This is a genomic window from Ruegeria sp. AD5 (genome assembly GCF_056542345.1).
On sequence record NZ_JBQFZR010000001.1, the window covers coordinates 1,393,643 to 1,405,847 of the forward strand.

12 protein-coding genes and 1 riboswitch are annotated in these 12,205 nt (G+C 55.0%); of the genes, 3 read left to right on the forward strand and 9 right to left on the reverse strand.

Annotated features, from left to right (window positions below; translation table 11 throughout):
- Positions 1 to 14: 14 nt before the first annotated feature.
- The 8 genes from ACR0JG_RS06805 to ACR0JG_RS06840 all read right to left on the reverse strand — a co-directional run bounded on the left by ACR0JG_RS06805 (position 15) and on the right by ACR0JG_RS06840 (position 6,692).
- Positions 15 to 983, reverse strand: coding sequence for a ThiF family adenylyltransferase (locus ACR0JG_RS06805; protein ID WP_480568401.1), 969 nt, complete (start codon positions 981 to 983; stop codon positions 15 to 17).
- A complete protein-coding gene (locus ACR0JG_RS06810) occupies positions 980 to 1,576 on the reverse strand; it encodes a thiamine phosphate synthase (RefSeq protein WP_480568404.1) in 597 nt (198 codons plus the stop codon). The genes ACR0JG_RS06805 and ACR0JG_RS06810 overlap by 4 nt, the downstream gene beginning before the upstream one ends.
- Entirely contained in the window at positions 1,573 to 2,343 is a 771-nt protein-coding gene (locus tag ACR0JG_RS06815) for a thiazole synthase (protein ID WP_170625590.1), read from the reverse strand. The genes ACR0JG_RS06810 and ACR0JG_RS06815 overlap by 4 nt, the downstream gene beginning before the upstream one ends.
- Before the next feature lies 1 nt (position 2,344).
- Positions 2,345 to 2,542 (reverse strand): sulfur carrier protein ThiS, encoded by a 198-nt coding sequence (thiS, locus tag ACR0JG_RS06820; protein ID WP_170394182.1) that lies wholly within the window; start codon positions 2,540 to 2,542, stop codon positions 2,345 to 2,347.
- Positions 2,539 to 3,567: an FAD-dependent oxidoreductase gene (locus ACR0JG_RS06825; RefSeq protein WP_480568408.1), complete on the reverse strand. Its 1,029-nt coding sequence runs from the start codon at positions 3,565 to 3,567 to the stop codon at positions 2,539 to 2,541. The genes thiS and ACR0JG_RS06825 overlap by 4 nt, the downstream gene beginning before the upstream one ends.
- Positions 3,564 to 4,352 carry a bifunctional hydroxymethylpyrimidine kinase/phosphomethylpyrimidine kinase gene (thiD, locus tag ACR0JG_RS06830; RefSeq protein ID WP_480568411.1) on the reverse strand — a complete coding sequence of 263 codons (789 nt, stop codon included), beginning with the start codon at positions 4,350 to 4,352 and terminating at the stop codon, positions 3,564 to 3,566. The genes ACR0JG_RS06825 and thiD overlap by 4 nt, the downstream gene beginning before the upstream one ends.
- Before the next feature lie 79 nt (positions 4,353 to 4,431).
- A riboswitch (TPP riboswitch) is annotated at positions 4,432 to 4,532 on the reverse strand.
- A 396-nt stretch (positions 4,533 to 4,928) separates the two neighbouring features.
- Complete coding sequence (locus tag ACR0JG_RS06835) at positions 4,929 to 5,624, reverse strand: FkbM family methyltransferase (RefSeq protein WP_480568414.1); 696 nt, start codon at positions 5,622 to 5,624, stop codon at positions 4,929 to 4,931.
- A gap of 72 nt (positions 5,625 to 5,696) precedes the next feature.
- Complete coding sequence (locus tag ACR0JG_RS06840; protein WP_480568417.1) at positions 5,697 to 6,692, reverse strand: glycosyltransferase family 2 protein; 996 nt, start codon at positions 6,690 to 6,692, stop codon at positions 5,697 to 5,699.
- Positions 6,693 to 7,280: 588 nt separating this feature from the next.
- Here ACR0JG_RS06840 and ACR0JG_RS06845 point away from each other — a divergent pair.
- The 3 genes from ACR0JG_RS06845 (at position 7,281) to ACR0JG_RS06855 (ending at position 11,302) form a co-directional block, all read left to right on the forward strand.
- The gene (locus ACR0JG_RS06845; protein WP_480568420.1) at positions 7,281 to 8,039 is read left to right on the forward strand and encodes a glycosyltransferase family 32 protein; all 759 of its coding nucleotides are present in this window, start codon (positions 7,281 to 7,283) and stop codon (positions 8,037 to 8,039) included.
- A gap of 522 nt (positions 8,040 to 8,561) precedes the next feature.
- On the forward strand, positions 8,562 to 9,692 hold the full coding sequence (locus tag ACR0JG_RS06850; protein ID WP_480568423.1) for a glycosyltransferase family 61 protein: 1,131 nt from the start codon (positions 8,562 to 8,564) through the stop codon (positions 9,690 to 9,692).
- Positions 9,692 to 11,302: a glycosyltransferase family 2 protein gene (locus tag ACR0JG_RS06855; protein WP_480568426.1), complete on the forward strand. Its 1,611-nt coding sequence runs from the start codon at positions 9,692 to 9,694 to the stop codon at positions 11,300 to 11,302. The genes ACR0JG_RS06850 and ACR0JG_RS06855 overlap by 1 nt, the downstream gene beginning before the upstream one ends.
- Positions 11,303 to 11,422: 120 nt before the next feature.
- On the opposite strand, the gene ACR0JG_RS06860 is transcribed toward ACR0JG_RS06855, so the two are convergent.
- Positions 11,423 to 12,205 (reverse strand): dimethylarginine dimethylaminohydrolase family protein, encoded by a 783-nt coding sequence (locus ACR0JG_RS06860; protein WP_480568429.1) that lies wholly within the window; start codon positions 12,203 to 12,205, stop codon positions 11,423 to 11,425.

The following is a 12,205-nucleotide window of genomic DNA, read 5'->3' on the forward strand; positions in this document are numbered from 1 at the left end:
TCGGTTTCCTCGTTTTAGTTGTTGTCACCTAGGGCCAGAAGTTTGATTTCGGGCCCGTTTTTCGTGGAAATCCGCATCGCCGCCTGCCAGGCCCGAAGACCAGAACGGCAGGCAAGGATTAGGCGTCTGTTGTTTTGCAAAAGGGGGGCACGCGGATCGATTTCATCAACACTGAGGCGCTGAGCGCCAGCCAGCTCCGGGCCAGTTTCATCTGCGTCGCGTAGGTCGATTACCAGATCGTCGGCCCGAAGCATCTCTTGCGCTATGAAGTCCGGCTCTGGTGCGGGATCCGGTGCGCCGTCAAAGCGAAAACCGCCAAAGCGCATGCTGGTGGCGTCATAGGTCACCAGACGCCCCATTGGCGTAAGGTCCCCGCTCAGCACCGCAACCGCGATCTGCGCTTGCAGACTGCCGATCACACCCACCGTCGGGCCAAGCACGCCATCGGCGTCGCAGGAACCCAGCCTTGCAGGCAGATCCGGGAACAGCGCGCGCAGACCCGGAGCCTTGTGGCAGAAGCCCCCGACATAGCCCTCCGAGCCCACAACGCTGGCGCTAATCAGCGGCAGATCGGCAGCAAGGCAAACATCCGAGGCCACATAGCTGGCGGCAAAACTGTCGGCGCAATCCAGCACCAGATTGATGCCCTGACAAAGTTGCGAGGCATTGGCCGGATCAAGGCGGGATTCGACCGGTTCGATCCGCACCTCATCATTCTGCGCCATCATTTCACGTGCTGCCACCTGCACTTTGGATTGCCCTATGTCGCGTTCACGGAACAGCGTTTGGCGGTGCAGGTTCGACAGGCTGATCATATCATTATCAACCAAACGGATACGTCCCACACCGGCCCCGACCAGATATTGCAGCACTGGTGCGGCAAGCCCTCCTGCGCCAATCACCAGTACATGCCCGGTGCGCAGGTTTTCCTGCCCCGATGCGCCAAAGCCAGGTACAGCAATCTGGCGTGCATAGCGGCTCATGGGCAGATCCTTAGCCATTCGCGTACACGGGCTTCTGGGTCGTCCTTCAAGGTGATGTCGGTCACGGCGGACACGATGTCGGCCCCGGCGGCGAACGCACCCGGCGCGCGCTCGACCGACATGCCACCTATCGCCACAAGCGGAATAGGTCCGATCCGCGCCTTCCAGTCGGTCAGCTTTTCGACACCCTGCTGGTGCCATTTCATCTTTTTTAGAATGGTCGGATAAACCGGCCCGAGTGCCACATAGTCAGGCCACAAAGCCAGCGCACGCTTAAGCTCTGCTTCGTCATGGGTTGAGACGCCAAGTTTCAACCCGGCGGCCCGGATCGCGTCAACATCAGCGGTGTCCAGATCTTCCTGCCCTAGGTGCACCCAGTCGCAGTCAAGCTCAATCGCCAGTTCCCAATAGTCATTGACCACCAACAGCGCGCCGTGGTCGCGGCACAAATCCCGCGCCTCCGCCAACTGCGCGCGCACCGCATCCAGGGGATGTTCCTTGATGCGCAGCTGCACCAACCGCACCCCGAGCGGCAGCATTCGGCGCAGCCATGAGATGTCATCGAATATCGGGTAGAACGACGGCAGCGTCACAGCATGGCCTTTCCGAAAACAGGTGTTGAGGGCGCGGCCATGTCGCGCGGTTCCATAGCATCGGCACCGAAGGCCAAGGCACCGGCTTCAACCGCGCGGGCAAACGCTTGGGCCATCGCCGCCGGATCACCTGCCTTAACGACCGCCGTGTTCAGCAGCACCGCATCATAGCCGATTTCGATGGCCTGTGCCGCCTGTGATGGCAGGCCCAGCCCTGCATCAACCACAAGAGGCACCTCGGGAAAATGAGCCCGTACCGAGCGAAGGCCGTAAAGGTTGTTCAGCCCCAGTCCGGTGCCGATCGGCGCCCCCCAAGGCATCAACACACGACAGCCTGCCTCGATCAGTTTCTCGCACAGCACCAGATCTTCGGTGCAATAGGGGAAGACGTCGAACCCATCGTCGGCAAGGATGCGCGCCGCCTCCACAAGGCCGAACGGGTCGGGCTGCAGAGTGTCGGCATGGCCGATCACCTCAAGCTTGATCCAGTTGGTCTCGAAAAGTTCGCGCGCCATCTGCGCCGTAGTGACCGCTTCGCGTACTGAGTAGCACCCGGCGGTATTGGGCAACACCTCGACACCCAAATCACGGATCAGAGACCAGAAATCCTGCCCGGCCCTTTCACCACCCGCCTCGCGACGCAGCGACACCGTGGCAATGCCTGCGCCCGAACGTCGAAACGCATCGGCGAGCACTGCGGGCGACGGATACTGCGCGGTGCCCAACATCAGGCGCGACGCTATTTCCTTGCCGTAGAATTCCGGCATGTCAGCCCCCCTGCCGCGGCGAAACCAGCTCGATCCGGTCCCCATCGGAAAGCATTTGCGCCGCACGTGTTGATGCCGGAACGAACACCTCGTTCACCGCAGTGGCCAGTTTGTCATTGCCTTTGCCTAGTTCGACCAGAAGATCGGCAAGGCTGGGGCCTTTGGCCTCGACGGCCTCACCATTCACCATCAGTTTCATGTGGTTCTCCCCGGTGTTTCATACGCGCTTTTCGTGCCTTCGCAGTTCTCGTACCAAAGCGCGGGCTGCGTGCCGCAGGTCACCAGATCTGCCACCATCCCTGCCAACGCCGGAGCAAGCAGATAGCCATGGCGGTACAGCCCGTTCACCATGATGCGATCGTCGAAATGGCGGATGCGTGGCTGATTGTCCGCAAAGGCCGGGCGGGCATCGACTCCGATTTCCAGCAGCTCGGCTTCACCAAAGGCTGGATGCAACGCGTAGGCCGCATTCATTAGTTCCATCACGGATCGCAGGCTTGCGCGGCTGCGCTGCCCACTTTCGATCTGGGTTGCGCCCAACATGAATACGCCATCGCCGCGCGGTACGATGTAGAGCGGGAAACGAGGATGCAGCAGCCGCACGGGACGCGATAGCGACAGGTCCGGGCAGCGCACGATGAGCATCTCACCCTTTACCCCGCGCAAATCGCTCAGCCGATCCTGCGCGGCGAGACCACGGCAGTCGATGACCTGACCCAGCGTTTCGCCTGCAGTCAGAAACTCAACGCCCGAAGCCACCAGGTGTGCATGCAACCCGGTCAACATCGGGCGGGGATTGAGATGCGCTTCATTCGCGATGAACAACACCTTGCCGAATTGCTCGGCCAGATGCGGCTCGTGGAGCGCGATGCCCTCGCGGTCCAGCCATTCCACGCCTTCGGCGCGCCGTGCAAACGTCGTCAGCTCGCTCTGATCCCGGCCCAGAGCAACAACCAAGGTACCGTTCCGGGTCACATCCAGACCGAACTGCGCCCCCTGCTTTTGCCACCAATCCGCTGCTTTACGCCCGTGTTCCACAACGGGCTGTTCGGCGACTGCGCCCTCGCATTCCGGCGACAACATGCCCCCGGCCCACCAGCTGCAGGAATGCGTATTCACGGGACCTGCCGGGTCGATCATCCGTACGGAAACACCGCGTGACACCAGCTCGGCTGCAATGCAAAGCCCGGCAACCCCGGCACCCAGTATGGTGACAGCGCTCATGCCCACATCTCGTGAAAATGATGTACCGGGCCATGGCCTTGTCCAATCTCCAACCCGTCGGCACGTTTTATTGCAGCGTGCAGCCAGCCATGCGCCCGCCGCACCGCAGTTTCAAGATCCATGCCCCGCGCAAGGCAGCCCGCAATTGCTGCGGAATAACTGCAGCCAGTACCATGCGTGTTGCGGGTCGCGATCCGCGGTGCCCCCAGCGTGACAACCAACCCTGACTTTGCCAGCACATCAAGGCACTCAATGCCATCGGCATGGCCGCCCTTGATCAGAACTGCCTTAGGACCTAGCGCCAGCAACGGCGCAACCAGTCCGGCACTTTCACCTTTATGGGTTTGTCCCAGCAGCTTGTCCGCCTCGGGCAGGTTTGGTGTCAGCAGGTCAGCGTGCGGCAGAAGATACTGCTTCAGCGCGGCAATCGCTTGATCCTCAAGCAGGGCGACCCCGGATTTCGCCACCATGACGGGGTCGAGGACTACAGGTCCGGAAAAACCTTCCAATGCACGGGCCACTGTTTCGACCAATGATGGCGTGCCCAGCATTCCGATCTTGATGGCGTCTATGCGGATGTCGTCCAGGACCGCCTTGATCTGAGCCGCGACCACATTGTCGGGTACCGGATGTACTGCGGTCACGTCACAGGTATTCTGCGCGGTTATCGCGGTGACCACGCTGCAACCGAACACGCCCATTGCGCCGAATGATTTGAGATCCGCCTGAATGCCCGCGCCGCCTCCGCTGTCAGAACCGGCAATCGTCAATGCAGTCGCAACCATGGCACATCCTTCGTTGTCATGGTCAGGATGTGCGTGGAAAGACCCAGAGCCTGCGTAGTGACACGAGTTGTGACACGGGGCGCCCGGTATGCCTGTTTCCTCCGCCGGTCCTAACCGGGTCAGGTTCAATGGGTTTGCATGTCTGCATCTCAGCCCCGAGGGGCACCCCAACAGATGGTTACCGATTATTGATGAGATCAGGTCTCGTCAACAGTTTTGTTGCACACCGTATGATGGGTGCGGCTTCGCTTTGAGCTTTGCAGTTAACTCGGGGTGTTGCCGGTGTCGCAAAATGGTGGTGTTTCCAGATGCTATGACCGGAAAACGGCACAATAAGACAGGGACACCCAGCGCCGACATCGTGGTCGTTGACCCAGCCCCGCGATCCGAGATTGAAGGCAGAAACAGTTCTTTGAGGTCCTGTCACAAGTTCCCGTCCGCAGATGCACATAGTTGCAACGAATAAATTGCTATGGGCAAATTCAGGTCACAAGTCGGCTAAACGTTTCATTTCAGGGCGCTCAACTGCCTTGGCCAATTCGCATAGTTCGAAAATGCTCGTCTCAATGACGCGGTTCAGCCAAGATCTCGTGTGCAGGTCCAAACAACCCTCCAGGACAAATCGTCCAGCCGTAGAAAACCCGCGTTCGAAAGAATCCTTTTACAGGCCCGGACACCTTTGTGCCCATAAATGAGGCGATGGAATTCAATAACAATGGCTCGAATGCCCGACAGGTCCACATTCCTCAAGAAATCCAGTTCCGCCCCCTCAACATCCATCACAAGAACCGTCGGAGCGAACTCTCGTTTCACCGCTTCGAAGTCCGCTTTAGCTACGCGCACTGATGTTGTTGATTCACCTTCATTATCAAAAACTGAAGACCCTAGATATGAAGCGTCAATATGAAACGGAATAGAGTCGGGATCCTTTGGATTGGCGCTTAGTATCGCATTCCGGACTTCGATCCGGTCTGAAAGCCCATTTAGGGCATGTAAACGACGGATGTGTGGAATTAGATTTGGATTGGCTTCAAAACTGAGAATAGCCTCTGGTTTGTTCTCGAGCGCGACAACACCACTCACGATACCCAGCCCGGCGCCCATTTCCAGAATACGATCCTCAGGTTGAACGACGCTCAAAGCGCCATCCATTTCCCAGCTTTCATAATTGTCCTGCTCGATCAGATTCATGATCGTTTCGTCCAGAAATGGCGATGAAGGTATCTTCAATCCACGGTACTGGATCGCAACATCAGGGTTCGTTTCGGTCATTCTTGCTCCATTCCAAGGATGAGCGGTCGGTAGAGCATGTTTTGCATAAGGTCAGACTATTTGCATCAAACATCATGTCGGTAATCTCGCATAGAGGTCCGACATATTCATCTTCAGAACATCGTTGAACCACTCAACCGACAAATCAAAATCGTGGTCAGGATAATAGGTATCCAAACCCCGGAAAGGGCGGACCTGCACATCATCGAGAAGACCATGACCCCTTAGTCTTTCTTCGGTGTCCTTGTCGTATTTTCGGATAATGTCATGAAGCTCTTGAACAGCATTCAAAGAAGATGAATTTTTCAGGAATTGGACCTGTTCATAGCGGAAATCGTTGCTGCCCTTAGGTGATTCATATGTGCCCATATCATGATATCTCAGCAATTTGAGCATCCAGTGGATTTCGGTCAGTCCGTCAAAGTGACAAATGACCGATTGTTGAGAAACATGTCGCTTGATGTTGCCTCTCCACCGCTGTGGCGCATGAACACCTAACTTGATGTTTTTCCCCGTTCGGGTGGCGCTTTTTCCGAAACGATGCGCACAAAATCCTCTGTCGCTGTACTTGAGTCGTTCTTCTCCGAATAAGCTTCGGGCGACATAGCCGCGGGTGTGCTTAGGCTTCAGCATAAGACCACCAAAAAGTCCGGGTGTGGTGTCCTCGGTCGAAAACACGCGCTCGCCATTAGGAATTGAAATCGTATCAACATCCGAGGGCAGGTCAGCAAGCTCTTGCGCAAAATCATCGGCTTGCAGATACTCGTCCGCATCGAGGAAAAGCATCCAATCGACCGTTGCTTCTCGATAGGCTTTTGTCGCTATCAGTCTTTGGCGTCTGTTAACGTTCTCCGGATAAGCACAGTCCCAGTTTCTTCGAAAAAACGTGTCATCCATCACTTCACCGCGACAGTTCGGTATCTGAGCCAGAAGTTGCCGCGCTTTCGGATCATCACCATCCAGAAAGATAAAGATCTCTTGCGCGCCGAGTGACGCATAATAGGAAGCAAATATAGCCACCAGCTCTGGCGGCTCTTTGACCATGGTAACGACACCCCAGGTGGCCATCTTTAAAGGAGTCCTGTGTTTGGGAAGGGCCAAAATCCCTGATTGCACGTCTTTAGAGTCACCGGCTTCCTCTATTGCCCAAAAAGTCTGGATTTGTGGCAACCTTGATCGGTGAATTTTCCGCCTTAAGCAAGAGCATCCTGAGGTCTTATTGGACGATCCGATTTAAGACAGTTTGGGTGATCTTGCGACCTTTGTCGGGGAGGACTGAGAAAATTGGATCAAAGTTGAGGTAACCAAACAATTACTGCTTATTGCGAGCCCCTAAAGTTTGATCGTTACCGCTCGTTCTTTTTCGCGAAACACAAAGGTGCGAGAATTCTGACTAGCGGACCTGCGCTACAGACAGTTCATATTGGACGGTTGGGTCACCATCACAATTGCGCTTGTATCGGGATCATTAAACCAGTGGATCGAATTCCGGAGCCATGCTAATGCGGAGCAAGCGAAAAATATAACGGGCATTGATCCAGCATGGAAATTTCTCCAGTAATTTCATCGTTTTGGCATGGATCCAGTCTGACTTTTTTCGAGCAACTCTGCCTCAAAAGCTTTGTGGATCACGGCCATAAGGTCAAGTTGTACTCTTTGAAAGAAATCACGAACACACCACCGGGCGTTGAAAATGCGGATGCACGTATTTTCTTGCCTGACCACCTGAAAATATGGCGAAACGAAAAGCGAAACAGCGCTTATGCCCCGTTGTCGGATTTTTTCAGGATCAACATGCTTCGGGAATCCGACGAAATCTGGATGGATTGCGATATGTTGTGTATGCAGCCGATCCCCGACATTCCGTATATTTTCGCAAAAGAGAAACGCTATTATAACAATGCGGCTCTCCGGCTGCCGCACAGTTCTCCAACATTGCAGGGTATGCATGACTTTATGAACGGGTCTGAGATCGTGATCCCCAATGACTGGCCGTGGAAAAAAAATATTGATGTTTCCATCGGCAAGTCCAATGAAGACGGCTCTTTCTCGATACCGTTGGAAAACCTGTCGCAGCTGCCATTTTATACGTTCGGGCCTCAGGCTATCTCGTATTTTCTGGGCAAAAACGGTGAAGTTAAACACGCCCTGCCACCCGAGTCATTCTATTCCCAAGAACCCACGGCCATGCGCTTGAATTATTTCCGGCCGCGGTTTTCCCGCATATCGCTCGATGAAAACGCGTTGGGGGTTCATCACATTGGCGGCTCAAGCATGCGCAAGAAATACAATATGGACGGTGGGTTTCCTTTGCCGCATCCCAACAGCCAGGTCGCCAAGCTATGCAAGAAACATGACATCGATCCCTCTAAGGCGATGCCACAGGATGTGCTGAAGTCTGTTGACCAAGATTAAAATGTCTGGGCAAGTCAAAAGCGCCAGTCTGTGTCCAGGTTTGGGGCGATCGCAAACAATAACACTAGGTGTCATCTGCTAATACCGTAGTGCTAAGTTGTTTGGCGGACGGTTTCCCAACCGGCCATTGAATTGAGTACAACGGACAACAACTTGGCAATCAAAGCAATGGCGGTCGCTTCAGGCAAGGATGATAAACTGCGACACTGTCAACATATTCGATTGTCCTTCTGCGGATAGAGCCTTTACTTTTTCTAGCGTAGAAATTTCACTACGATTGCTTGCAGCGATGTAGGTCCGGCCATATTAGGATGCTAAGGAGTATAGGGCCGAATGATAAGAAGCCCGAACGCGGGTCTCGGACTAATCTGGGGCCCAGTTTATCGGATAGTCGAATGTCAAAGACGCTGGTTGCAGATCACAAGGATATTCACCGATCATCTATCCCGGCTTCTGACAGCAGAAGACCGACTAGAAGCATGTCTTTGTCGATCCGCTCGCTCTGACCGGGTGTGAATAAAGATGTCTGCGCTTAACGATAATGATCTGAACCAACCTCCTCTGCCTGATCAAGGATGGTCACGAGAACTTGTTGCGCTTGAGCGGGCCATTGTGGTTCCGCCCGCAGTCTCCGATACGGTGCAGGAAGCCGGTGTTCTGACTGAAGACCGGGAATATTGCGCGCATGGGGCGCTTTGGCGGGGAAAGCGTGCCATGACCACCCAGCCGGTATCGCCAACAGACCCCTTGCCGCAATTGTCGGGTCGCTGGCTTTATGCCGGGCTGTTATGGATACACTTTGGTCATTTCCTGGCTGAAAGCACCGCACGTCTTTGGCCGCTGCCGGCAATCGCGAAGGATATTGATGGGGTCCTCTTTACCCCCAAGCGACCCGCCAATGGGGGTGAAACACGCCCCATGCAGCATAATTTTTTTGCGCTTCTGGGTATTGATCTGCCAATCAAAGTGGTGACCGAGCCAACTCAGGTAGAACATCTGCATGTGCCCGGTCAGGGGTTTGGGCTGGGCCCGATTGTGGCGGGAACGCCTGAATATCGTGCCTTGATCCATCAAAATTTTGGCGCCGACGTTTCCCCTGAAGGGCCGGAGCGGCTTTATATCTCGCGCGCGGGTCTTGGAATACGACGGGGTGGCGTTATCGGAGAAGAGTTTCTCGAAGAGAATTTGCGCCAGAACGGGTACGAGATTTTCTATCCGGAACAACACCCGATGGAAAAGCAGATCGCGCGTTACAAAGCCGCCCGTCAGATCGTTGCACTAGACGGGTCGGCACTGCATCTTTTTGCTCTGGTCGGCCGTCCAGATCAGCAGGTTGCAATGATCCCTCGCCGCACTTCTTCGGTGCATCACAATATCTCAGCCCAGCTAGCGGCCTTTTGCGGGCAAGAGCCTTTAGTCGCCAATGCCATTCGCACCGATTGGGTATTGGCTTCGCGCGGTCGTCCCAACCGCCATTCACTTGGAGAGCTTGACATGTCCAGATTGCATAAAATGCTTGCCGATGCAGGATTTGTCTCACCTGATCTGGCCTGGGAAGAAATGTTCTGGCGGCAGCGGCGGCGAACCATCCGAAAACTGGAAAAAGCCCTTGGCGACCAGCTGGTTCCCATCCATCAAGAGCCCGCTGACTAATGCAGCTAATCCTGGATATACGCGACACAGCTCGGGATCAGGCGCGCCAAGCCAATGGGGTTGCGTCTGTTTTGAGTATCGATAATGCGGATTTGCAGCAGCAACTGCTTACGTTTGCGCAGATTACACGGCGAAGACGTGCAAAGGCCGAGCCGCCCGATTTTTTGCCCGCACTCGCCAGTGCGATTGCTAATGAGCGACCGCGGTTCATGCTTTTGGCCATGCCAGGGCTAGCAGAAAACCTCACCACGGAAGTCTCTGTTGGTCGAGTCCACGAAGTTTTGGGGCAATTGGCGGCCGACATCCTGATTTTGACTGATCTTGATTCAGGATCTGATCGCGCCAGAATTTGGGCCACACAATTTGGTGCCGATGCGATAGTTAACCGGATTGAATGGCCAGATGATCTGACTGCGCAGCCTCCTGCATTCTCTACCCTGGCCTCCTCTGCAAAAGAAGAATCCACTCCAAAAGAAGTGCTGCCATTTGCCCGTCGCTTCTTGCCGCGCAATGACCTGACAAGTTTTGACGAAAGTCGACCCATGGGTGACACGGTGCCGGTGGACCTCAGGCCGCCAGAGGGTACCAGCGGCACGGTGCTGATCGGTTGCATGAAAAACGAAGGCCCTTTCCTATTGGAATGGATTGCATACCACCAATCGATCGGGGTGCATCACTTTGTTATCTATACCAATGGCTGCGAGGATGGCACGGATCTGATGCTGGATGCGCTGTCCAAAACCGGTCTGGTCACGCATGTCGACAACAACAAATGGAAGGGCAATTCCCCGCAACAGTGGGCTCTGAACCAGTCTGCAAAGCTCAAGGCGGTCAAACGTGCTGATTGGGTTATTCATATTGATGTGGATGAGTTTATCAACATCCGCTTTGGTAACGGGACACTGCCGGAACTTTATAAGCGCCTGCCCGAGGGGGTCAGCAATATTGCCATGACCTGGCGGCAATTTGGGTCGGCCGGGATAAAGACCTACGAAGACAGGCCGGTCCTGGCGCAATTTGACCGATGCGCTCCGTCATATCTGCCCAAACCGCATACCGCTTGGGGCTTCAAGACCGCCACCAGGAATATTCGTGCCTATCATAAACTAAGCTGTCACCGGCCCAATAAGCTTAAAGAAGCAAAAGTCGAACAGGTGCTATGGGTCAATGGATCGGGTCAGGATATCACGCACAAAGTGGCAAAGAATGGCTGGAGGTCCGATATCAAGACCATCGGCTATGAGCTGGTCCAGCTAAACCACTACGCACTAAGATCTGCGCAGTCTTTCTTGGTCAAGCGCCAACGCGGAAGGGCCCTGCATGTGGATCGCACTGTCGGGCGCAACTATTGGATACGGATGGATTGGAACCAGTATCAGGACGTCACTATCCAACGCAACCTGGCCAGATTGTCAGTGGCGATGGAAGCGTTGCTAGCCATTCCGCAGATTGCGCAGCTACACGAAAAAGCTGTCGCCTGGCACCAGGCTAAGATTGAGTTTTTGATGGATGAGCCCGAGTTTCGCAACCTTTATGACGAAATCACCAGCATCGAACTTGAGGATTTGCAACGGATCCGCGCCATCATAGATGCGGATATGCATAGCTGACTTGTCCTGCCGCGATGAACAGATTCATAGAACGGCCCCGGCTGTCGCAGATAGCGTGCGGCTTGATATTCATTCGCCAACTAAAAGACCGCCGATAACCAAAAGTTGACGAATAACCCTTCAAAATCTTAGCGAGAGACATGACATGCCGCCATCCAGCTTGGCGCAATCGGTGTTGTCAATTTCTACGATCTCATACCCTTCACGATCCAACATGTCAGCTGTGCGTGAGAAGCCAGCAGCCATCAGCACCAGATTGTTGAAGCGGATTGCGTTGGCAGCAGCTTCTTCCCCATCAGCAACATGAAGCACTCGGTAGCCCTCAAAGCAGCCTGATGCATCAAGTCTTCGGGTAGACAGGATTGTTTCGGCATCCATCAGTGAACAATCTGTCTTGAAGTGCAAAACGCCTTCCGGTGTAAACACTTCGCGCAGTTTGTGGCCCCACGCGGAGGTGATTTTAGACAGCTCGGCGACACCTTCAGCGTCAGTGCGGTCTGATCTGCCCACCAAAATTTCGCGGCCGGTTACAAGAATATCTCCGCCCTCGATATGGCCGGGGCCGTTGATTTCCAGAACCGTCCCGTAGCAAGCGCGAAGATTTGGCGCCATTTCTGCCACCTCACCCATCCGCGATGGTGCGCCTGGCCGCATCAGCACAGCGCCTTGCGGCAGGCAAAGGGCCGTATCCTCGACAAACTGCGCGTCGGGGAACGCGTCGAGGGGATCAAGTTCGATTACTTCAGCCCCGGTGCTTTTCAGTGCAGCCACGTAAGCCTTGTGTGCCGCCATCATCCCTTCGAAATCGGGGTTTCCAATATCCTTTGCACGCAAACCGCCAGCAATGGTCGCAGCCGGGCGGCGGGTGATGGCGCGGGAGAACTCAAAGGTCGGGTCTGACAT

Excerpts from the sequence above, each read along its gene's own strand:
- ACR0JG_RS06855 (WP_480568426.1), top strand. The coding sequence starts at position 9,692 with ATGCAGCTAATCCTGGATATACGCGACACAGCTCGGGATCAGGCGCGC.
- ACR0JG_RS06805 (WP_480568401.1), bottom strand. The coding sequence starts at position 983 with ATGAGCCGCTATGCACGCCAGATTGCTGTACCTGGCTTTGGCGCATCG.
- ACR0JG_RS06825 (WP_480568408.1), bottom strand. The coding sequence starts at position 3,567 with ATGAGCGCTGTCACCATACTGGGTGCCGGGGTTGCCGGGCTTTGCATT.
- ACR0JG_RS06850 (WP_480568423.1), top strand. The coding sequence starts at position 8,562 with ATGTCTGCGCTTAACGATAATGATCTGAACCAACCTCCTCTGCCTGAT.
- ACR0JG_RS06815 (WP_170625590.1), bottom strand. The coding sequence starts at position 2,343 with ATGCCGGAATTCTACGGCAAGGAAATAGCGTCGCGCCTGATGTTGGGC.
- ACR0JG_RS06860 (WP_480568429.1), bottom strand. The coding sequence starts at position 12,205 with ATGTCAGACCCGACCTTTGAGTTCTCCCGCGCCATCACCCGCCGCCCG.
- thiD (WP_480568411.1), bottom strand. The coding sequence starts at position 4,352 with ATGGTTGCGACTGCATTGACGATTGCCGGTTCTGACAGCGGAGGCGGC.
- ACR0JG_RS06840 (WP_480568417.1), bottom strand. The coding sequence starts at position 6,692 with ATGGCCACCTGGGGTGTCGTTACCATGGTCAAAGAGCCGCCAGAGCTG.
- thiS (WP_170394182.1), bottom strand. The coding sequence starts at position 2,542 with ATGAAACTGATGGTGAATGGTGAGGCCGTCGAGGCCAAAGGCCCCAGC.
- ACR0JG_RS06835 (WP_480568414.1), bottom strand. The coding sequence starts at position 5,624 with ATGACCGAAACGAACCCTGATGTTGCGATCCAGTACCGTGGATTGAAG.